Source organism: Sporomusa malonica, assembly GCF_900176355.1.
Classification (GTDB): domain Bacteria; phylum Bacillota; class Negativicutes; order Sporomusales; family Sporomusaceae; genus Sporomusa; species Sporomusa malonica.
Genome location: NZ_FWXI01000004.1, coordinates 67,722 through 88,138, shown reverse-complemented (window position 1 = coordinate 88,138; position 20,417 = coordinate 67,722). Strand labels below are relative to the sequence as shown.

Genomic DNA, 20,417 nt, shown 5'->3' with positions numbered 1-20,417 from the left:
TTTTTCTCCTTTAGCTCGCCCAGGCTGCAGTTAGGGCCAAGACACCGCAAAACAGTGTGGCGGCAGCCAAATCCCGCCAGGCACGTTGGGCGGTAGGGGCAGCGAAGATCCACAGCAGCACTGCCGGATAAATGAGGGCGGGAAACAGTGCGCTGAAAAACAACACATCGGGCTTGGGCCAGGGCAGCAGTAATGCCAAAGCTGCCAGAGCGCTGGCGGTCAGCACATAGCCGCCGAAAACGGCGGCAAGAATGCGCAATATTGTCTGTACTGTTTTATTAGTATTGGAGGCAAGCTCCTTCAGCCAGCAGATAGAATCAAGTATAGTCGTATTCATGCCTGATACCTTCTTATAGCTGCATTGTTGCCGATAGTTTAACAGTACGGGGAGTGCCTAAAGTCACATAGCCACTACTGTTAAAAGATCCTGCCCAGTAGTTTTTGTTAAATACATTTTCTACGCTGGCGCGGAAAGTGACCGGAGTTTTATCGATAGTTGTTTTATAACTTGCGCCAAGATCATAGCGGATCCAGCTAGGTATGCTAAGCGTATTTGTATTATTGATGTATTGGGAGCTGGTATGTATTGCCCGGAGAGAAAGAGTTAAATCAGGGTTCCAGGGAGTATCCCATTCTACGCCGATATTCATCTGCCATTTGGGTAAGCCGGACGGTGTATTTCCATCAGTTGTGCCATTGGCAGTCCGGACTAACTCGCCCTGCATATAAGAAATGCCACCCAAAAGCCGTACGTTTTCCGCTATTTTGCCGAAGGTACTCCATTCAATGCCGCGGTTTTCCTGTTCGCCGTCATAGGCCACTTTGTATAGAGAACTGGTTGAATAAATATTAATTTTAGAGGGATTCGTAATTTGATAAAGCGACAGGGTGTTGGCAAAATCACCGCTGTCCCATTTAACGCCAACTTCCTTTTGCTTGGTTTTATACGGTGCTAATACCTCACCGGCATTTTGCGCACCTGCTCCGACTACTTCGCCAGGGCTAAGTCCTTCAATATAGTTAGAATAAAGCGCAACCGAATTGCCCCATGGTTTAACAACAAGGCCAACTACCGGTGTGTTCGCGTTTGAATCATACTCTGATGTTACAGCACCTGTGCTCACATTAAAACCTTTCGTATTCACTTTTTGATGGCGCATACCTAAGGTTAACTGAACTTTTTCCTCATTCCAGGATAGCGTATCGGCGATAAAAAGACTGGAAAACTCTTTTTCACTGTTTTTCTTTGGTTTGGCTGGTGACGGCATCGTTATAGCAAAAATAGTTGGATGATAAATATTGGTGATATTTGAAGTTGGACTGGAATTTATGCCATTGCCAGACTCAGAATTCACCAAGCTTGACCCTAAAACAATTTGATGGTTGATTGAACCGGTTTGATATTTACCGCGCAATCCCACCTCAGACGAGACGGCCTCAGTCCACCAGTATTGGTTATGCTGGTAAATTTCAGCAGTGCCATCAGCCTGGATATTGCGGGCATGATTGCCTGATAGAAAACCTGTCGTGTTGCTTGTAAGTTTACCAATCCCCGCGTAAGCAGTCAGTTTGTTGTTAAGGTCGTATTCGCTTTTAAACAGGAGGCCATTATTCCGCGAGTTTCCATAAGTGCCTTTGACTAAATTGGTAGACCCATCAGGGGCATCAATAACGCCTTTGGATAAGTCATACATAACCGTTGAACCATTGTCATAATTTTCCTGTGATCCATAAGCATCCAGCGAAACGCGCCATTTATCCTGGCGGTAGTCCAGTCCCAAAGCGCCTAACAGTCTTTTCTTTGACTGCCCGTCGGTTTCGGTATCACCGTCTTTATAAACGCCATTAAATCGAACGCCAAATTCTTTATTTTTACCAAAGCGGCGTCCAATATCAATATGTCCGCCTAATTGCGATGAGGAAGTATAGTCGGTGGTAAAGGTGGTGATGTCTTCTTCCCCTGCCCGTTTAGGCACAAGATTAATCGTTCCGCCAACAGACAGATTCACACCGCCATTTAGGAAAGAAGCAGGGCCCTTAAACACTTCCACTCCTTCCAGAAATTCCACAGGCGTATGACTGCGCGGCGCTAAACCTGACATGCCGTTAAAATTAACATCTTCAGCAAGCAGCGAGAGACCGCGGATACTGAAATTTTCTTGCATATGCCCGCTGGAAGTGGTAAAGCGGACAGAAGGATCATTTAACAACACATCGTGCAGTGTGCTTGCCTGCCGGTCTTCAATAGTCTGCGCAGTATAACGGGTAAGATTAAATGGTGTATCCATAAAATCCTTATTGCCCAGTATACCAAGGCTGCCGCCACGGGCCACCTGTCCCCCAGCATAGGCCGGGGAAAGGGATTTGTTGCGGTCTGCAGTTACCTCGACTCCTTCTAAGGTAAATTCGCGCCGGGCAGAATTTGGCTCACTGGCAGCAGTCTGTTCTGTGGCGGCCTGCTCCTTGGCGGGAACTGCTTCAGGTGTATCCTCCGCATAGGAAACTGTCGGAATATTCCAGAGCAGACTGCTGCCAATCAGAGCGTAAAGCAGGCTTTTTCTGGTCAGGGATATATTTTTTTTCATACTGTTCGACTCCTTTATACATGACTGTCAGATATGGTAACAGTATATGTTGATTAAATTACCAAGAAGTTAAATAAGAATCATCGCTTGTGCTGGTCAATGCAGGCGGAAGGACACAGGCAAGGTGGTAGTGCAAGCCACCGTCCGGCCGCTAGTGCGGTCTTTTGCTGGCACAAACCGCCATTTTCCCACAGCTGTAATCGCCGCGTCATCCAGTACTGAATGGCCGGTCGAACGGGCCACGGCAATTTCGCCAGGCCGACCGTTGGTCAGAATCTCGATTCTCAGTACCACTGTTCCTTCCAGACCGGCTTGCCGGGCCGCCGCAGGATAGACTGGATCGACTTTGGCCAGGATGCCTGGTGCGGAGATAGCACTGCGGGTACTGCCGCCTGCTGTCGGAACCGCAGGCGGAATGCCAGAACTGGCCGACTGGTTTGGTGTTGGGGTGGCAGCCTGAGTTTCGGCCTTAGTCATAGTCAACTCGTTGGTCGTGACCACCGGCTCAGGTTCGGTAACCGGAGTTTCTGGCTGGGGCGGTAGGATTGGCGATATTTCAGTCGGAGCCGGTTTGGGCGCATCTAGCGGTGGGGGTGGTTCTGCCACAGCCGTACTGTTTCCGCTATGTTCGGCCGGATCACTTACCAGGTCCATCTCAAGCAGTACTTCTGTGGGCACCGGTAAGGGGGATGCTAAGCCAGCTATTAGATGACCTGCCGCTATTACGAGGAACACATGCAGACAGAGAGATATTGCCATGGCTTTACGCCAGTGATAGGCATAGGTCATGGTTGCTACCTCGCTTTCTCCACCGCCACTGCCACCCGGTGAGCGCCAGCCTGTTTCAACTGATCAAGGACGGCCACTACCTGACTGTAGGCTGTTTGCTTGTCACCGCGCAAGACAAACACGGGGTCTGACTGCTTGCCAATTTCCAGATGCACCCGCTTGGCTAAGAGCGTCAGAGGAATCTCTTCCTGGTTAAACATGACGCTGCCGTTTTCCAGCACAGTAACATTGATACTGCTGGGTTTATCCTGCTGGGCGGTGGCTGCTTGGGGCAGGTTAACCGGGATGGTATGCTGCTCGACCATATAGAGGGTGCTCATCATAAAGAACACCAGGAGAAAGAAGATAATGTCAATCATCGGGATAATCATCAGCTGAGGCTGGTGTTCCACGCGGAGACTACGCAATTTCATGGGATTCTCTCCGGCTGATTTTTTTTATCAGAACATAACTGACCACCAAGGCCGCAGTTTGCTCAATATCAGTAACCAGGTGGTTGACCCGGCGGGAGAAATAACTGTGAATGACCAGGGCCAACGTAGCGACACTGAGGCCGGTAGCCGTAGCTACCAGGGCTTCGCCGACACCTCCAGTGATTGCCAGCGGCTGTCCGGACTGGACGTTGAACACGCTAAAGGAATTGATCATACCGATGACGGTGCCGAGGAGTCCAAGTAACGGGGCGAGGGTGACAACCATGCTTAGGTCGTCGAGATGCTCGCGCAGGCGCGCACAAGTCAGGGTGGCACCGCTTTCCAGGGCGCTCTCGACCTGACTGCCCCGCTGGAAGGCTAAGAGACCGGACAAGGCGACTTTGGCAATCGCCGCCGGAGATTGCTCGCAGAATTGGGTAGCTTCGCTGAAACGTTGTTTCTCTAGGAGCGGCTGCAGTTTATTGTAGAAAGACTGGCTATCTGTTGAGATATTGCGGTAATAGAGAAATCGTTCAACAGCTATGGCCACGACGAATAGTGAGCTGATGACTAAGAGGTACATGACCGGGCCGCCTTTGTGAAACAGATTGATCGTTTGCATTAGTAGTTCCATGGTTCTCTCCTTTATAGATTAATTTTTATTCAACGAAGCCCAGCACCTGTAGCCATCTGGTCACAGGTGTAGATAGGGGGTAAAATTCAGCTATGTGCGTTCAGGATATCATTGAAATTGATTATCAATATCATAATCAATAATTACTCACTAGGATACCAAACAAAAAAACAGGAGTAAATGGACATATTTCCAAATTTGCATGGATTTTTTTCCATAGTCTCCGCAGAGTGTAAACGGGCTGTCAAACAAATATAGATAGAAGAGGTACCTTGGTGGAATTTATTGACAAAATCATAGCGGCATCGTATAATGATAATCATTATCATTATACGATGCCGCTATGATTTTAAGTCATGCAGATAAATGCGAGACATGAAATAGGTTGACAGATTACCGCCAAAGATAGGTTGAGTGTGTTTTTTAAAACCCTAATATCTGATAAGGAAGGTATAAAAATGCAGGTGGATATCAATGAAATGGCACGATATTTTTCTAATATAAATGTCAGTATAGTCAATGTAATCAGGGGAGTGGTGCCGCCTGGCGGAAAGTGCTTCGGTGTTTTTACTCCGCCGTTCTCCGGCTTAATTTTTCCGCTGCGGGGGCGGGCGAGAATGTCTTTTGACGGCGTGCCTTATGTGATGGATCCTGGCAAAGTTTTTAATAGCGGGCCGAATATGGCTTTGGATAAAGAGGTTTTGGGACAGTCTGAATGGGATTTTATGGTCATACATTATCGGGTTGATGACAGTGAAAAAGGAGCGTTTTCCTATGGGTTATCCCATTACCAACTTGACCCAGGGCACAGTACGCGCATCAATAATATGCTGCACCGGCTGTACCAGCTTTGTGCAATGCCGGGCAGCCTACCGGCGCTACGGGCAAAATCTCTGTTTTTCAGTATTCTGGATGAGATTTTGACCTGTTGCGGAAAGCCGCGGAACGAAAGTGACCGGGAACTGATAGGGCAGGCCAGAGAGTATATGGAGAGTCATTACATGGAAACGCTCACTGTACCCAAAATGGCAGGACAGTATGGTTTAAGCAGTAAGCAGTTCGCTTATTTGTTTCAAAAGTATGCGGGCATGGGTCCGACTGAATATTTAATTGAGTACAGGGTGCGGCGCGCTAAGGAATTGCTATGTACCACAGCTGCCACCGTAGCAGAAATCTCAACTTGCGTAGGCTATTCTGATCCCTACTATTTCAGTAAACTGTTTAAGAAACGTACAGGATTCTGCCCCAGTATGCTGCAAAGTCATTTTGGGGAAAACATAAAGTAAAACGAGTACTTTTAGGTGCTCGTTTTTTATTGCTAAAATTTATATGGGTATCAAACAACAATTGACAAAAATTGTTGTTTGATATACTATTGGTTTGAAAATCAAATATAATTACATATCAAACTATTCGAGAGTCAAAGGAGAAATGCTCATGAACCATTTGGATGACTTAACTCACGAGTTATTTACTTTTTTTAATGGGTTTTCTTCATGGGAAAACTCGGTGATAAAAACGAGCGACTTGACAGTTTCAGAAGCTCATGCCATCGAAGTACTGGGTAACTATGGCCAAATGAATATGAAAAGTCTCGCTCAACACCTTGGCGTAACTACCGGTACAACTACAGTTACAGTTGATCGATTGGAAAAGAAACAATATGCCACACGGGAGTCAGTTAAGGAGGATCGGCGCGTCCACTTAATTACTTTAACTGAAAAAGGACGACAGGCTTTTTCCGAACATCACCAGTATCATTATAATCTAACAGAGCAAATACTCTCAGTTCTGTCCAATGAAGAAAACGAACAGTTACTTACAATACTAAAAAAAATTAATAGAGAGGCTTTTTAAAATGGATAATGAAGAACTGTGTATTCAAAAAAATATGGTAAGCAGCAAAGCATCAGTAGAAGTAGCCGAGCACAATCATGAACATGGTGAAGGCGGTCATTTAAAAGACTATATAGTAATCATCACAACATCCTTTTTACTCATAGGCTATTGGTTTGAGTGGCTGCCGACGGTTTTCGGGGTTGATACTGCACTGCTTGCAGCGATAATTGGTGGTGTGCCAATAATCAAACAAGCGGTTGTTGCTATCTATAAGCGCGGGGATACCAAAGTAGGGCTATTGGTAAGTATAGCAATCGTTGCTTCGATCGCCGTTGGTGAATATTTTGCCGCAGCCGAGGTTGCGCTTATCATGACTATCGGAGAAATGCTGGAGCACATTACCTTAGAAAAATCCAATACTGCATTAAAAAAACTGGCTGAATTAACACCTTTAAAAGCTCGCATTTTGGAGGGGGGAACTGAGTGGGAAATAGCAGCAGAGCTAGTAAAAACAGGGGATAGGCTGTTGGTAAAACCAGGAGAAAAAATTCCGGTAGACGGTGTGGTTGCCTTCGGGTATGCGACAGTTGATCAGGCTACGATAACAGGTGAGTCTATTCCAGTTGAATGCCGTAACGGAGATAGCGTTTTCGGTGGCACTATCGTAACTATGGGGAGTATTGAATTCGTAGCAACAAAGGTTGGCCAGGATACGGCTTTAGGTCATATTATTAAAATGGTTAAAGAGGCTCAAGCAAGTAAGGCGCCAAGTGCCCGGATTATTGATCGCTGGGCAAATTGGTTTGTACCATTAAGCTTAACAATTGCGGTATTAGTCTACCTAGTGACAGGCGACATTGTCAGGGGGGTAACTATCTTAATTGTCTTCTGTCCTTGTGCTATGTTATTGAGTACTCCCACCGCTGTGGCTGCTGCTATTGGGGCTGCTGCGCGCCGCGGTATTTTGATCAAAGGGGGCGAGATACTAGAACGAGTAGGTTCGTTAGATACTGTCCTCTTTGATAAAACAGGAACAATTACGTTAGGGAAACCGTCCTTAAAAGATATTCGCTGCTACCAAGGGTGGCAAAGAAATGAGTTATTAGCAATTGCCGCCGGGATAGAAAAACGCTCAGAGCATCACTTGGCCAAAGCAATTATTGCAGCCGCAGAAAAGGACAGTATTTCCTTTATCGAGCCGACATATTGGGAACCCGTCATTGGGCAAGGTATAGTAGCCGAAAAAGACGGTGCTGTTTTCTTACTGGGGAATAAATTATTACTGAAAAATAAGCAGGTAGTTCTTACACAAGAACAACAAGATTATTGTTTAGAGAACCAAAAAGCAGGAGCAACGGTAGTCTTTATTGCAACCAATAGTGTGGTTGTAGGGATTATCTCCATACAAGATCCTATACGTGAAGGCTCTAGGGAAACAATTGAAGCACTATCTCGTGGCAATATCAAGAAGATAGTGTTGTTGACCGGCGATGCCGCAGCGGTTGGCAATGCCGTTGGCCAGCAAGTTAATATTCCAAATGTCCATGGTGACCTATTACCTGGAGATAAGGTGAAATATGTTGACACCTATCAACAATCTGGTTGTAAGGTCGCAATGATCGGGGATGGTATAAACGATGCTCCGGCGTTAGCCAAGGCAGATATCGGTATAGCTATGGGGTACTCGGGGACCGATATCGCTGTTGAGGCAGCAGATATTGTTCTATTGTCTGATGACTTGAAAAAGATACCTGAGACAATACAGAAGAGTCGAAAGGCCATCCGCACTATTTGGCAAAATATTGTGGTTGCAAATGCAATTAATCTTGCCGCGATTGTTTTTGCAGCCTGGGGTTTATTAGGGCCTGTTGCAGCAGCGATTGTGCATAATGTAGGGGCAATTATCGTCGTATTGAATTCTGCACGTTTATTGAGAAATAACTAATTTGGATGTATAACCCTAGTCAATGTAATTTGGCTAGGGTTATTTTTTAAAAAATATCCTCTTAACCTGTGCGGATATTGTAAGTAATTGACTTTTGGTGAAGGAATTATATGTTAAATAATAGAACCAATACTTTGGAAGAGGTATATAAGTGTTTGCTGAGCAGATTTGCAGGTAATACCATTATTTTTACAGCGTAGATGGATGCTCTTTACGATAGAGAACAAGGAGGAAACGACCGAGCGTATCGGTTGCTGACAAGATTAGTATGCTTCCAGTAATCCAAATGCAAAATAGCGAAGATAATCTAAGTAATGATGCTTTTTTTGATCTCGCCGATACATTGATGTCAACCTTAAATCCAGGCCAAATTGTTGCTGTAAAAGCGGCAGTGGCTGCCAAAGACTCATTTTTTCTCCAGGGATCACCGGAGGTAGATAAAACAACGCTTATGGCTGAGCTTTGCTACCAACATGCTAAACATGGCCTCAAGACATTGATTATATCCCAATCTAATCAGACTGTAGATAATGTACTAAGCTGCGTGGCAAAACATCCAAAAATCAGAGCCTTATATAAAAGCAGTGCCGATAGGATAGATGACAAGGTGCTGTCTTTAAACGAAGATAAAGTAGTGGACACTTGGCTAAATCAAATAACTTCTCTGTGTCAACAAGATGTGCTCGATATGCGCCAAGAGCAGGAACAAGCTGAAAGAATGCGATTAGAGCTAGCCCGGCTCGCTAAGCGGCAAGCTGAGATTCAAAAAGAATATGCCGAAACCGCAGACGGTATCACCCGCTATAATGAACAGCGACAGGAGCTAACTAAAATTGAGGATGAACTTCAGCGAGAGTGTGGGGCGCTAGTACTCTTATCAGACCAGGCTGCTCTGGCAAAGCAAAGTGAAAAACTTCAAGACGCTGTAGCTGCCCAAGTGTCTGAACTACAGCGTCTTAACGAGGAAAAACAGAACCTGGTAAAATGCTTGTCGCTACTAACTGAGCGCAAACCGGATTCATATGTATTGCTAAACAGTAACCGAGAGAACCAAATTATTGCTGTAGAACAGTACCGGCAATATCTTATTGAGTTTGCGGCTGTCGCTCAGAAAGCCTATCGCCAGAAGAACACATCAGAAGATTCTTTTTTTAATCAAGATATTAGTCTGTTGCTGGACAGGATCAATACTATTAAGCAACGGCAATATGATCTGGTATCTATAGAAGAAGATACAATAAATGAACTGCAGCAAATCTCTCAGGTGCTCATTGATACGGCCAGGGAGTATGGTTGGTCGACAAGTCTTCTTAGGTCAGAAACACAGGATGTGGTGGTTAACTGTCAGAGTATCAGCCGCTTGCGCGACAGAGCCAATGAACTATTATGGGCTTCACCGCCAATCATATTGGCTAGACTTGGTTTTTGCACAGAGTGGAAAAAAACGTTGTTTGATTTAATAATAAAAGCCAAGGCGATGGTGCAGCTGGTGAATTCGCCAGGTACCCTCCTCGAACAGACAACTACTGAAATTGAGAACATTTTATTGGAATGCCATTATCTGACCCAGCGGATTTACGAGGCTTGCTACAAGCATCTCTTGACTTGTGGACATTGGCTGGATCGATCCTATAACCATGTTCAAGCAGGTCTGGTGGATTTAACAAGACAACTGCAAAGCACCAATAAAGTCTGTAAACGTTTGGCTGAATTGAAAAATTTGATAGAACAGTCACATGATAAGATGGAGGCATTAGCCGGCGAGGAAACGACGATTTTCCATAAGATAGCAGCAGTAACCATGAAATTGGACAACAGGGAGAGCTGCTTTGATGAGGTCATGGTCAGAGTCTCGCTAGCAACAGAATGGATAAGCCGGATAAATAAAGTTACGGCTGCGGAAAAGAGCTGCTTAATCCCAATTTATATAGAGCAGGTTAACGTGATCGGTATGACCTTTTTAGAATCAGCTTCCCAATCCTTTGCTCAATACCATCCCGAATGTGATGTGATTATTAGTGATGTGGTAAGTGGAGCATCCCCGCCAGATATATTCTTACATGTTCTTAAGGGGAGAAAGGTGATTATGATAGGCTAAATCGATGGTAGGAGGGAAGACGTGGATTGGGTTACAGAAAAGAACTCCTCGGAAATTGATGATATCGCCCAGGACTTAGCCTCTAGTCAAGCCGGACTGATAGTATTGGAGACTCGGGAGTGGATATTACCTGTTGCCGTTATAACAGTCGAAGTTACCCTTGACGGATACAGATGTCCTACCATTATTGAAGAGTTTATCATGAAATGTATTGCCAGCGGGGTAAGCGACCTTAAAAGTCAACAAGGAATTGGCGACCTATTAAGATTGGATGAGGTTTTTGTTGAAAGACACCTGCAAGAGTTACTCCTATGCCGTTTGCTCGTCGAAAGTGAGGTCGGTGGAAAAATCATTTATGAATTGACCAATGAAGGCTGGGACGCATACCAAACAGGCCTGATGGCTGCTACTCATAATGAAATAGTTATAGTTACCTTAAATGCACAATATGAGCTGATTGATACCTACCGGGACATCACTGATAAGCCAGTCTGCGTCATGAAAGATTTGCCAATTTTTCGTTATTTTAACCAGCAGGAAGAAAAAGCAATGCGGAGTGCTTCTCCAGTGCTGGATGAAGAAGCATTCCGCATTGCCCAGAGGCAGATCGAGGAATTATATGCAGGTGATTTGGTCAATTCAGTTACTGAAATTCGTGAATCTCAGCTTGAACAAGATGTAAGCCGGCATTTTGGTGAGATCTGGGTGTATGATGCTGTTAATAATCAAGTGTTTTGCCAAGTTTGGGATTTTGGGCAGAAAAGAATTTGCGAAAAACTAACTTTTGCCCTTAACTCGCTTGAGAACGAGCATCGGCTTGCGCAGGTGCAAAAGATTTTTAACAAAGATGTCTGCATTTCCCCTAAGCAACCTAGAATTCTGGAGACATTGTACGGTCCCGCTATTCGCAAAGCCTTCTTGCAAGCATTTAATGATGTTCAAGAGAGAATACTGATTATTTCACCTTGCATTTCTGCAATCGCTGCCGACGATGAGGTCTTGGCACGTTTTCGTGATGTCGTTAGGAGAAAAGGGGTCATTTATATTGGCTGGGGGGGTGCCCAGACAAGTACTAACGAGAATCGCCTAGCTGCACCAGTCCTAATGGAGAAACTCCAAAGTATTGTTGATGCCGAGGGGGCGCCAGGAGTTTTTCTCTTTAATATTGGCAACCTCGCTAATAAAGAGCTTCTGGTAGACCGGCAGTATCACATGCTGGATTCGCTGCATTGGCTGTCATACCGTGGCGAACATATAGTTCGTAACAGGGCGGTAGACAGGATAGTTGATAAAAATTATGTAGTAGAGAAAAGTGGTTGCTTACAAGGGCTGTTCTTGAAACAATTAGAGGCGCAGTTGATTGAAGGCTTTTTATCTAACCAATTAAAATGTATTTCCTGGTTTTATGCGCTTCTAGGGCTGAATGAGCATAGCTATATACGCGAGGCCCTGGCTGAAGAAGCCTTGGAAAAAGTAATAGCCACTCATTCCAGTCGCATACTACTCAACATCCTAGCGGTATATGTTAGAGCTGGCGAATATGAACTTGGGTTTACCCGTTTATTGAATTGCCTGGTATGTCAAGAGAGCAACGCCGAACTAGTAAGGTGGCTGGAGAAGCTATATATCCGTAATCCTCAGGCATGTAGTAAAATAACTACTATTTGTAAAGAGTTGTTTAAATGACAGTGGAAAACGAGAGGATCAAATTAGCATGATACAGGCAGTAATTTTGATAGTTGGAGCATTTATCGCTTATACGGTTGGTATTTGGAGTGAAAAGATTCAGGGGCAGCTGAAATGGTGGCATGTGCTTCTATTTTGGTGCGGGCTTGTTTTCGATGTTTTAGGAACCATAGTAATGGCGATATTGTACAGAGAAACTGCCAGTAGTACCTTGCAGGGTCTGACTAGTTTTTTTGCAACTCATAACGACTTTCATAGTCTTACTGGATTATTTGCGCTTGTTGTGATGTTGCTGCATGCTGGTTGGGCTACTATTGTTGTATGTAATAAAAAAATAGAATGGGTAAAGAAGTTTCAACGATATAGCTTAACTGTTTGGGTCATCTGGCTAATACCATTTATAAGTGGTATGCTCTTTCATATACGTTAATACAAGTGGACAGGTTTAATGTTTCGGCGAGACATCAAACCTGTCCACTTATATTAGCTTACGGCAGATATCCAATGATGAATACGATGCAAGAATCTTATTGGCATGCATATTGCATATGTAGTAAAACAAATAGGAAAGGGAGGCGAATTGTATCTGTAAGCCTGTAATTGGAATTTTGGCTAATATGCTTATCACCGACGGCGGTTTTTTCCCAGGGATGGAAAGAATGTATATCAATCAAGAATATGTACGGGCTCTTAGCTTGGCTGGGGCAGTTCCGCTGTTATTGCCGGTCATTGAGGATGAAGAGGATGCCATTCGGGAACAAATAGAAAGGGTCGACGGGGTACTCTTATCTGGCGGTCATGATGTCAATCCGCTTACATACGGCGAAGAACCTCAGCGGCAATTAGGTTTTATTTTTCCTGAAGTAGATGAGCATCAAGTAGCAGCGGCACGTATAGCCGCAAGTTTGCAAAAGCCTATGTTTGGTATTTGCCGGGGTATGCAGATTATGAATGTAGCCTTCGGCGGTACATTATACCAAGACTTATCCCAAGTTTCAGAGCAGCATCTCAAACATTTTCAACAATCAAAAATGTATGTACCCGGACACACCGTGGAGATCAGCGAGGGATCGAGATTACACCAGGTTTTCGGTCAAGAAACTATCCTAACCAATAGCTTCCATCATCAGGCGGTAAAGGACATTGCCCCTGGCTTTGTCGTCAATGCCAGGGCTAAGGATGGCGTGATTGAGGGAATGGAGAGATCAGATGGCGTATTTACGCTGGCTGTTCAGTGGCATCCGGAAATGATGGTGGACAAAAATGCTGATATGCTTAATCTTATTCGGGCATTTGTAAGAGCAGTAGCAACAAAGCAGCGGGGTCAATAAGCTGACAACAGAAAGCTTAAAAGAGGGGTCTGGTAATGGCAGAATTATTAATCAGAAATGGCAGTATATATGCGCCCGAATTTCTGGGAGAAAAGGATATTTTAATAATTGGCAATAAAGTTATTAAAATAGCGACTGCAATTGACGTTGGCAGCCTGCTCAGGTGTTTGCCGGATGTCGAAGTAATCGATGCTAAGGGGAAGGTAGTCGTACCAGGATTTATTGATCAGCATGTACATCTTATTGGTGGTGGAGGCGAGACTGGGTTTGCCAGCCGTACTCCGGAGATTGCCCTGTCTAGCATTATTAAGGCTGGGGTTACCACGGTTGTTGGCCTGTTAGGCACTGATGGATTTGCCAGAAGTGTCGAAGCCTTGTTTGCCAAAGCCATGGGACTGGAAACCGAAGGTATTACCACGCTTATCTACACTGGCTCTTATAAGACGCCAAGTGTTACCATAACAGGCAGTATAGCAAGAGACATCATGTTTGTTGATAAAGTCATTGGTGTAAAAATGGCATTAGCCGACCACCGGTCGTCAAATTTTACGTTCGAAGAGCTGACTAGGTTAGCTGCCGACGCCCGAGTGGCAGGTATGCTAAGCGGTAAGCCTGGCCTCGTACATATACATATGGGTGAGGGAAAAGAAGGGCTAAATATGGTTATGGAAGCTGTGCGAACAACTGAAATACCAGTCACCCAGTTTATTCCTACCCATGTAACGCGCAGCAAAGAACTTTTTATGCAGGCTAAAGAATTTGCCAAGCGGGGTGGCCGAATTGATATAACATCCTATGGGGAATTGACGCCGGCAGATGAAATTAAGCCTAGCCGGGCAATTATGGAATGTCTCAGGGAGGGAGTTCCGGTAGGTAATGTTGCTGTAAGTTCTGATGGGAATGGCAGTGTGCCTAAGTACGATAGTCAGGGTAATATTATTGGAATGGGTGTAGGAAGAATAGAGGCTTCGCAATTGGTGTTAAAAAACCTGGTTATAGAAGAAGGGCTGGGTCTGGAAACGGCTTTACGGTTTTTTACCTCAAATGTAGCCAGCATTTTGGGGATTTGTCCGGAGAAAGGGTATATAAAGGAGGGCAGTGATGCTGATATAGTTATCATGGATCGGGAATTTAATATTGATATGGTATTGGCCAAGGGGAGAAAGATGATGACATCGGGAGAAGTAATGATAAAAGGGACTTATGAAACTTGTTAGGGCAACCTAAAAAACAACCTTAAGCCTTAATAGGTTCACCTAAAACGTCGATGCTTGATAGAAGGTATGGAGAAAATAATAATTTTTTCTGCAACATGTCTTTATAGGTTGAATTTTAGAGGGATTTGTGTAGTTAATATGGAAGAATGTTCATATACAGTCTCCTCTACGTATTTAAATGTTACATTAATTGTGCTTTTTGTAAAAATGTGATTTAGTTGGCACAGTTTTTGCTTAATATTACTTTGACTAGATGCGTCTGTACGAAGCAAGTTATGTAAGTAGTAGTTTAAAGGAGGTTGCAATGGAATGAAGCCATCAAGAATGATTAGTCTGTTATTGATAGGAATGTTAGCTTTCACTATGTTGTTGGCCGGTTGCTCTAAATCTAACCAAGCTGCTGGGGATAAAAAGCCGAGTGAACTGGTTATAGCACAAGATGCCAATCCGACCACTATGGACCCGCATGATACTCAAGACACCTTGGCTTACGGGATTCAGAAGACCATGTACGAAGGTTTACTTGGTTTTGATAAGGACATGAAGGTTATCCCTGTGCTGGCCGAGGCAATGCCTGAACTGGCCAAGGATGCCAAGAGTATTACCTTCAAACTGAAAAAAGGTGTCAAATTCCAAGATGGAACTGATTTTAATGCTGAAGCTGTTAAAGCTAACATTGACCGCTTAAAAGATCCTGCTAACAAGTTGAAGCGGGCCTCTCTCTATACAGCGATCGATCATGTGGAGATTATCGATCCGTATACTGTCAAGATTGTGCTTAATAAGCCGTTTGCCCCTATTCTCCAAGCCTTTGCACATCCGGCTGGTCTGATGATTTCTCCGAAAGCTATTAAAGAGTATGGCAAGGATCTGAATCGTCATCCGGTTGGCACCGGCCCGTTCCAGTTTGTTGAGTGGAAAGATGGACAATATGTAATCGTCAAAAAGTTCGACGCTTACTGGGATAAAGCCAATGCCGCCAAGGTTGACAAAATCACCTTTAAGCCTGTGACTGAATCAGCCTCAAGGGTAGCTATGCTGAAAACAGGTGAAGCTCAATTTATCTATCCGCTGCCTTCAGAGCAAGTGGAGGCCATCAAAGGTGACAGCAATATTGTTGTTGACCAAGCTCAATCCATCATTGAACGTTATGTTGTGTTTAACGTAACCAAAAAGCCGTTTGATGATAAGCGTATCCGTCAGGCACTTAACTATGCTGTAGATAAAGATGCTTTGGCCAAAGTCGTGTATAAAGGGTTTGCGTCAGCACCTGAATCAGCGTTTGCGCCTAAAGTATGGGGCTTCCAAAAGCAACAAATGTATGCTTATGATGTAGAAAAAGCCAAAAAGCTGCTGGCTGAGGCCGGAGTGCCCAATGGCTTTGAGGTTACTCTCTGGACACCAAATGATACCGTCCGGGCCAAGCTTGCCGAGTTTGTTCAGCAGCAGTGGCAGGCGATTGGGGTAAAAGCAACAATTCAGCAAATGGATTTTGTTACGCTGACCAATCAACTGTCGGTTAAGCCGGAAGAAAGCAAGCTGCAGGTGGCAATTAGTGGCTGGTCTCCGTCAACTGGTGAAGCCGACTGGGGTATCCGTCCGTTGTTAACAAAAAATATGTTCCCGACTGCTGGCTTTAATGTTGGTTTTTATGCCAACGATCAACTAGAGAAGTTTGTTACCACTGGTCTGGAATCTGGTGATGAAAAAGAACGTTTAAATGCCTATGGCGAGGCACAGAAGACTATTGTTGAAGATGCGCCGTGGGTGTTCTTAACTGTACAGGACAATTTGGCCGGTAAACGGAAGAATCTCTCCGGCGTTTATGTACTACCAGATGCCGCGCTTGACGTGAGGGGCGCAGCGTTCCAATAATCCGGGAATTCGGGACTGGTCCAAGGGATGACCTTGGGCCAGTTTTTTTATCCTGTTAGAAAGTATAACTTTCCGTCTGGATAAGGGCAACATCGGCTTCCGCTTTCGCCAAAGGCTCGGCGCAAACCGTGTTTTCTTTATCCTGTTATGGTAAGGAGGAAGAGTTACGTGCTGATCTATATTGTTCGACGCCTAGCCGCGATGATCCCCATTTTGTTGATAGTAGCAGTGGTCATCTTTCTGTTTTTGCATATGATTCCGGGCGACCCGGCGCGGATTGTTGCCGGTCCCGAAGCGTCAGCACAAGATGTTGAGAATACTCGTATTGTTCTTGGTCTCGATCGGCCGATTTACGAGCAATTCTGGGAATTCTTATCAGGTGCCCTGCAGGGGGACTTGGGATATTCTTTCCGGACGCGTGAGCCTGTCATGGATATGATTTCCGACAGGATTATGCCAACTCTGGAACTTAGCTTTGTCAGTATGGTGTGGGCTATTGGCGCAGGCATGCTTTTTGGGGTGTTTGCGGCCACCAAGCGGGGAAAATGGCAGGACCAGCTTACCATGTTTGGTGCAACTACCGGTATTTCAATGCCTTCTTTTTGGCTGGGCTTAATGCTGATTGAGTTATTTGCGGTGCAGCTAGGGTGGCTGCCCACAGGGGGGAACCAATCGGCTGAGCATTATATCCTGCCTGCTATTACCTTGGGTTCACAGGTGGCTGCCATTATTGCCCGGTTTACCCGTTCCAGCCTGCTGGAGACATTGGGCGAAGATTATGTGCGCACTGCAAGAGCCAAAGGTGCCAGGGAAATGCGGGTTGTATGGCTGCATGCCCTGCGTAACGCGCTCTTGCCTGTCGTAACTATGACTGGCATGCAGTTTGGCTTTCTGCTTGGCGGCTCGGTGGTGGTAGAATCAGTATTTTCCTGGCCTGGAATGGGAAATATGCTGATTACGTCAGTCAGCATGCGGGATTATCCGGTTATTCAGGCAGAGATGCTGTTATTTGCTATACAATTTATGTTGATTAATCTGTTGGTGGACGTGCTCTACGCTGTCATAAATCCGCAGATCCGGCTAGATAGCTAAAGAGGAAGGAGAGGGAAAATCATGTCGCAATCTGTTACTCCTGTAAGCGCTGCCCCGGGTGTGACCATTCCGGTCGCAGCCGATTCACCTGCCCGTCAATTTATGCGCCGTTTTTCCCGTCAGAAGTTGGGTGTTGCCGCTTTTGTCGTTCTGGTGGGACTGTTTCTATTGACTTTTATTGGGCCGGTGATTTCGCCTTATGATCCTATCAAACCAGACTATAACACTTTATTACAGCCGCCGTCAGCCGGGCATTGGCTGGGTACGGATGAGTTCGGTAGAGATATATTGAGCCGGGTTATCTACGGAACCCGCATTTCCATTGCGGTAAGTCTAAGCTCGGTTGTAATAGGCTCAGTAATCGGTACTTTCGTTGGTCTTACGGCTGGTTATTATGGCGGGAACTATGATTCGCTGGTCATGCGAACCTGTGATGTTATGTTTGCATTTCCCGGTATCTTGCAGGCCATTGCCATTATCGCCATCTTGGGACCAGGACTGCATAACGTAGTGGTAGCGGTGGCGATATATACAGTGCCACAGTTTATCCGGATTATCCGCGGCAGCACACTTGCGCTAAAAAATATGATGTATATTGAAGCCGCAAGGTCTGTTGGTATTCCGGACCGGTTGATTATCTGGAAGCATATCTTCCCAGGTACATTTTCTATTGCGCTAGTGTATTTTACCATGCGAATTGGTACGGCAATTTTGATTGCTGCGTCATTATCTTTTTTGGGATTAGGCGCGCAGCCGCCGCTAGCTGAGTGGGGTGCCATGCTTAGTTCAGGCCGGGAGTATTTGATGTCAGCACCTCATGTAGCGCTTTTTCCAGGTTTGGCGATTTTGATCACGTGTTTGGCATTTAACCTATTCGGTGATGGTCTGAGAGATGCCTTAGATCGTAAGATTGTGGACTGAGGGGGAAGAGGATGACGACGCAGAAAAAATTATTAGAAGTTAATGATCTTTGCATAGCATTTCGCAGTCAGGACTCAGTCGTCACGGCAGTAACCGGCGTCTCATTTTCCTTACATGAAGGGGAAACTCTGGGCATTGTGGGAGAATCAGGTTGTGGCAAGTCGGTTACTTCGCTATCGATCATGAGGCTTTTGCCGCTGGAAACTTCACATATTGATGGCCGAATCCAGTTTGACGGACAAGATCTGCTTAAGCTGCCAATTGATGAAATGCAGGACATTCGCGGTAATCGGATTTCAATGGTTTTTCAGGAACCAATGACCTCGCTAAACCCGGTATATACAATTGGGAAACAAATTGATGAGGCGATATTGCTGCATCGTAAGATGAGTGCCAAAGAGGCGCGAGCTTTAACCCTGGAAGTGTTAAAGCAGGTTGGTATTCCCCGCAGCGAAGCCATTGCCAAAGAATACCCCCATCAATTGTCGGGGGGCATGAGGCAGCGGGTTATGATTGCTATGGCCTTGGCTTGCCGTCCCAAACTAATGATAGCCGATGAGCCTACTACGGCGCTGGATGTAACCATTCAGGCTCAAATCCTTGATTTGATGCGGCAGCTGCGGCAAGAAACGGGCGCGTCAATCATGCTGATTACCCATGATCTGGGTGTTGTAGCCGAGATGTGTGAGCGGGTGCTGGTCATGTATGCCGGACAGATTGTCGAAGAGGCTGATGTAGTTAGTTTGTTTCAGGAACCCAAACATCCATATACCGTGGGGCTTATGCAGTCTATTCCGCAACTGACTAAAAAGGTGTCGCGGCTAGTGCCAATCCCCGGTCAAGTGCCGCCGCTTACTAAGATGCCGCCAGGCTGCCGGTTTGCTCCGCGCTGCCAGCATGTTATGGATGTATGTATGACGGAAAATCCGCAATTACAGAAAGTGGCAGACGGTCATAGCTGTCGTTGCTGGTTGTATGGGAAAGGGGGCGGATTGGATGGAGCAAGCGACATTACTAGAGGTTAAAAACTTAAAAAAGTATTTCGAAATCCGCGGCGGCCTGTTGCAGCGAGTTACCGGTTATGTAAAAGCCGTTGATGACGTCTCTTTTGCTGTCCAGCGGGGTGAAACGCTTGGTATTGTCGGTGAATCAGGGTGCGGCAAATCGACGACAGGAAGAACCATTTTGCGGCTTTTAGAGCCAACCGCCGGCCAGGTGATGTTTGATAAGATCGATCTGGCTAAATTAAGCAGGGAAGAGATGCGGCGAAAACGGAAGGATATTCAGATGGTCTTTCAAGACCCGTACGCCTCTTTAAACCCCCGGATGGCAGTAGCCGATATTATTGGTGAAGCCCTGCCGGCCCATGGTGTGACTGACGGAGCGGAAATCAGGCGTAGAGTCAATGAGACTCTGGAACTGTGCGGGTTGACAGCTGAACAGGGGCAGCGCTATCCGCATGAGTTTTCCGGTGGACAAAGGCAGCGGGTTGGCATCGCCCGTGCACTTATTTTGAGGCCAAAACTAATTATTGCCGACGAACCGGTTTCTGCCCTTGATGTATCCATTCAAGCACAAATCATCAATTTGCTGCAGGACTTGCAAGTGCAGTTTGGGTTGACATATGTTTTTATTTCGCATGATCTTTCTGTTGTTCGCCACATTAGCAATCGGGTTGGCGTTATGTACTTAGGAAGATTAGTGGAGATTGGTTTTGCGGAAGAGTTATACGAAAATCCGCGTCACCCATATACCCAGGCGCTGCTATCTTCGATACCGCGCACCGACCCGCTCGCTAAACGGGAACGCGTCATTTTGCAAGGGGATGTACCTTCACCGGCAAATCCGCCGCCAGGATGCGCTTTTGCCCCTCGTTGCCCAAAAGCAATGGAGGTGTGTAAGACAGTAAGGCCGGAAATGACTGAGCTGAGCAAAAGCTACCAGGTGGCTTGCCACCTTTTTCGAACAGAGTAAATAGCAGGGTTAATGAAA

The 20,417-nt window shown here is 45.6% G+C and carries 18 protein-coding genes; 13 read left to right on the top strand and 5 right to left on the bottom strand.

The genetic code is table 11. From position 1 onward, the window contains the following. Nucleotides 1-10: 10 nt before the first annotated feature. From B9A22_RS05680 to B9A22_RS05660, 5 genes are all read right to left on the bottom strand, one after another. On the bottom strand, nt 11-337 hold the full coding sequence (locus B9A22_RS05680; protein WP_084574747.1) for a hypothetical protein: 327 nt from the start codon (nt 335-337) through the stop codon (nt 11-13). Between the two features lie 13 nt (nt 338-350). Next, nucleotides 351-2,585 carry a TonB-dependent receptor gene (locus B9A22_RS05675; protein WP_084574746.1) on the bottom strand — a complete coding sequence of 745 codons (2,235 nt, stop codon included), beginning with the start codon at nt 2,583-2,585 and terminating at the stop codon, nt 351-353. A 96-nt stretch (nt 2,586-2,681) separates the two neighbouring features. Continuing rightward, the gene (locus tag B9A22_RS05670) at nt 2,682-3,374 is read right to left on the bottom strand and encodes an energy transducer TonB (protein WP_084574745.1); all 693 of its coding nucleotides are present in this window, start codon (nt 3,372-3,374) and stop codon (nt 2,682-2,684) included. A gap of 5 nt (nt 3,375-3,379) precedes the next feature. Next, nucleotides 3,380-3,787, bottom strand: a complete 408-nt coding sequence (locus B9A22_RS05665) for an ExbD/TolR family protein (RefSeq protein WP_084574744.1) — start codon at nt 3,785-3,787, stop codon at nt 3,380-3,382. Further along, nucleotides 3,774-4,421 carry a MotA/TolQ/ExbB proton channel family protein gene (locus B9A22_RS05660; RefSeq protein ID WP_084574743.1) on the bottom strand — a complete coding sequence of 216 codons (648 nt, stop codon included), beginning with the start codon at nt 4,419-4,421 and terminating at the stop codon, nt 3,774-3,776. The genes B9A22_RS05665 and B9A22_RS05660 overlap by 14 nt, the downstream gene beginning before the upstream one ends. Before the next feature lie 479 nt (nt 4,422-4,900). Here B9A22_RS05660 and B9A22_RS05655 point away from each other — a divergent pair, with 479 nt between their 5' ends. The 13 genes from B9A22_RS05655 (at nt 4,901) to B9A22_RS05595 (ending at nt 20,399) form a co-directional block, all read left to right on the top strand. Continuing rightward, nucleotides 4,901-5,707, top strand: a complete 807-nt coding sequence (locus B9A22_RS05655) for a helix-turn-helix domain-containing protein (RefSeq protein WP_245823829.1) — start codon at nt 4,901-4,903, stop codon at nt 5,705-5,707. A gap of 151 nt (nt 5,708-5,858) precedes the next feature. Continuing rightward, nucleotides 5,859-6,278 carry a MarR family winged helix-turn-helix transcriptional regulator gene (locus B9A22_RS05650; protein ID WP_084574741.1) on the top strand — a complete coding sequence of 140 codons (420 nt, stop codon included), beginning with the start codon at nt 5,859-5,861 and terminating at the stop codon, nt 6,276-6,278. Nucleotide 6,279: 1 nt separating this feature from the next. Then, complete coding sequence (locus tag B9A22_RS05645) at nt 6,280-8,205, top strand: heavy metal translocating P-type ATPase (protein WP_084574740.1); 1,926 nt, start codon at nt 6,280-6,282, stop codon at nt 8,203-8,205. A 286-nt stretch (nt 8,206-8,491) separates the two neighbouring features. Then, on the top strand, nt 8,492-10,303 hold the full coding sequence (locus B9A22_RS05640; RefSeq protein ID WP_176215410.1) for an AAA domain-containing protein: 1,812 nt from the start codon (nt 8,492-8,494) through the stop codon (nt 10,301-10,303). 21 nt (nt 10,304-10,324) lie between these two features. Further along, a complete protein-coding gene (locus tag B9A22_RS05635; RefSeq protein WP_084574738.1) occupies nt 10,325-11,989 on the top strand; it encodes a phospholipase D-like domain-containing protein in 1,665 nt (554 codons plus the stop codon). A 28-nt stretch (nt 11,990-12,017) separates the two neighbouring features. Next, nucleotides 12,018-12,419: an HsmA family protein gene (locus B9A22_RS05630; protein WP_084574737.1), complete on the top strand. Its 402-nt coding sequence runs from the start codon at nt 12,018-12,020 to the stop codon at nt 12,417-12,419. Between the two features lie 154 nt (nt 12,420-12,573). Next, nucleotides 12,574-13,320 carry a gamma-glutamyl-gamma-aminobutyrate hydrolase family protein gene (locus B9A22_RS05625; protein ID WP_084574736.1) on the top strand — a complete coding sequence of 249 codons (747 nt, stop codon included), beginning with the start codon at nt 12,574-12,576 and terminating at the stop codon, nt 13,318-13,320. Between the two features lie 35 nt (nt 13,321-13,355). Continuing rightward, on the top strand, nt 13,356-14,537 hold the full coding sequence (iadA, locus tag B9A22_RS05620; protein ID WP_084574735.1) for a beta-aspartyl-peptidase: 1,182 nt from the start codon (nt 13,356-13,358) through the stop codon (nt 14,535-14,537). A gap of 309 nt (nt 14,538-14,846) precedes the next feature. Then, the gene (locus B9A22_RS05615; protein ID WP_084574734.1) at nt 14,847-16,412 is read left to right on the top strand and encodes a glutathione ABC transporter substrate-binding protein; all 1,566 of its coding nucleotides are present in this window, start codon (nt 14,847-14,849) and stop codon (nt 16,410-16,412) included. Nucleotides 16,413-16,580: 168 nt separating this feature from the next. Continuing rightward, entirely contained in the window at nt 16,581-17,504 is a 924-nt protein-coding gene (nikB, locus tag B9A22_RS05610; protein WP_139796181.1) for a nickel ABC transporter permease, read from the top strand. A 21-nt stretch (nt 17,505-17,525) separates the two neighbouring features. Then, nucleotides 17,526-18,425 carry an ABC transporter permease subunit gene (locus B9A22_RS05605; RefSeq protein WP_084574732.1) on the top strand — a complete coding sequence of 300 codons (900 nt, stop codon included), beginning with the start codon at nt 17,526-17,528 and terminating at the stop codon, nt 18,423-18,425. An 11-nt stretch (nt 18,426-18,436) separates the two neighbouring features. Next, on the top strand, nt 18,437-19,450 hold the full coding sequence (locus B9A22_RS05600) for an ABC transporter ATP-binding protein (RefSeq protein WP_084574731.1): 1,014 nt from the start codon (nt 18,437-18,439) through the stop codon (nt 19,448-19,450). Beyond that, nucleotides 19,422-20,399 (top strand): ABC transporter ATP-binding protein, encoded by a 978-nt coding sequence (locus tag B9A22_RS05595; protein ID WP_084574730.1) that lies wholly within the window; start codon nt 19,422-19,424, stop codon nt 20,397-20,399. Before B9A22_RS05600 ends, B9A22_RS05595 begins: the two co-directional genes overlap by 29 nt. Nucleotides 20,400-20,417: the final 18 nt, after the last annotated feature.

Excerpts from the sequence above, each read along its gene's own strand:
- B9A22_RS05680 (WP_084574747.1), bottom strand. The coding sequence starts at position 337 with ATGAATACGACTATACTTGATTCTATCTGCTGGCTGAAGGAGCTTGCC.
- B9A22_RS05675 (WP_084574746.1), bottom strand. The coding sequence starts at position 2,585 with ATGAAAAAAAATATATCCCTGACCAGAAAAAGCCTGCTTTACGCTCTG.
- B9A22_RS05670 (WP_084574745.1), bottom strand. The coding sequence starts at position 3,374 with ATGACCTATGCCTATCACTGGCGTAAAGCCATGGCAATATCTCTCTGT.
- B9A22_RS05665 (WP_084574744.1), bottom strand. The coding sequence starts at position 3,787 with ATGAAATTGCGTAGTCTCCGCGTGGAACACCAGCCTCAGCTGATGATT.
- B9A22_RS05660 (WP_084574743.1), bottom strand. The coding sequence starts at position 4,421 with ATGGAACTACTAATGCAAACGATCAATCTGTTTCACAAAGGCGGCCCG.
- B9A22_RS05655 (WP_245823829.1), top strand. The coding sequence starts at position 4,901 with ATGGCACGATATTTTTCTAATATAAATGTCAGTATAGTCAATGTAATC.
- B9A22_RS05650 (WP_084574741.1), top strand. The coding sequence starts at position 5,859 with ATGAACCATTTGGATGACTTAACTCACGAGTTATTTACTTTTTTTAAT.
- B9A22_RS05645 (WP_084574740.1), top strand. The coding sequence starts at position 6,280 with ATGGATAATGAAGAACTGTGTATTCAAAAAAATATGGTAAGCAGCAAA.
- B9A22_RS05640 (WP_176215410.1), top strand. The coding sequence starts at position 8,492 with ATGCAAAATAGCGAAGATAATCTAAGTAATGATGCTTTTTTTGATCTC.
- B9A22_RS05630 (WP_084574737.1), top strand. The coding sequence starts at position 12,018 with ATGATACAGGCAGTAATTTTGATAGTTGGAGCATTTATCGCTTATACG.
- iadA (WP_084574735.1), top strand. The coding sequence starts at position 13,356 with ATGGCAGAATTATTAATCAGAAATGGCAGTATATATGCGCCCGAATTT.
- B9A22_RS05615 (WP_084574734.1), top strand. The coding sequence starts at position 14,847 with ATGAAGCCATCAAGAATGATTAGTCTGTTATTGATAGGAATGTTAGCT.
- B9A22_RS05605 (WP_084574732.1), top strand. The coding sequence starts at position 17,526 with ATGTCGCAATCTGTTACTCCTGTAAGCGCTGCCCCGGGTGTGACCATT.
- B9A22_RS05600 (WP_084574731.1), top strand. The coding sequence starts at position 18,437 with ATGACGACGCAGAAAAAATTATTAGAAGTTAATGATCTTTGCATAGCA.
- B9A22_RS05595 (WP_084574730.1), top strand. The coding sequence starts at position 19,422 with ATGGAGCAAGCGACATTACTAGAGGTTAAAAACTTAAAAAAGTATTTC.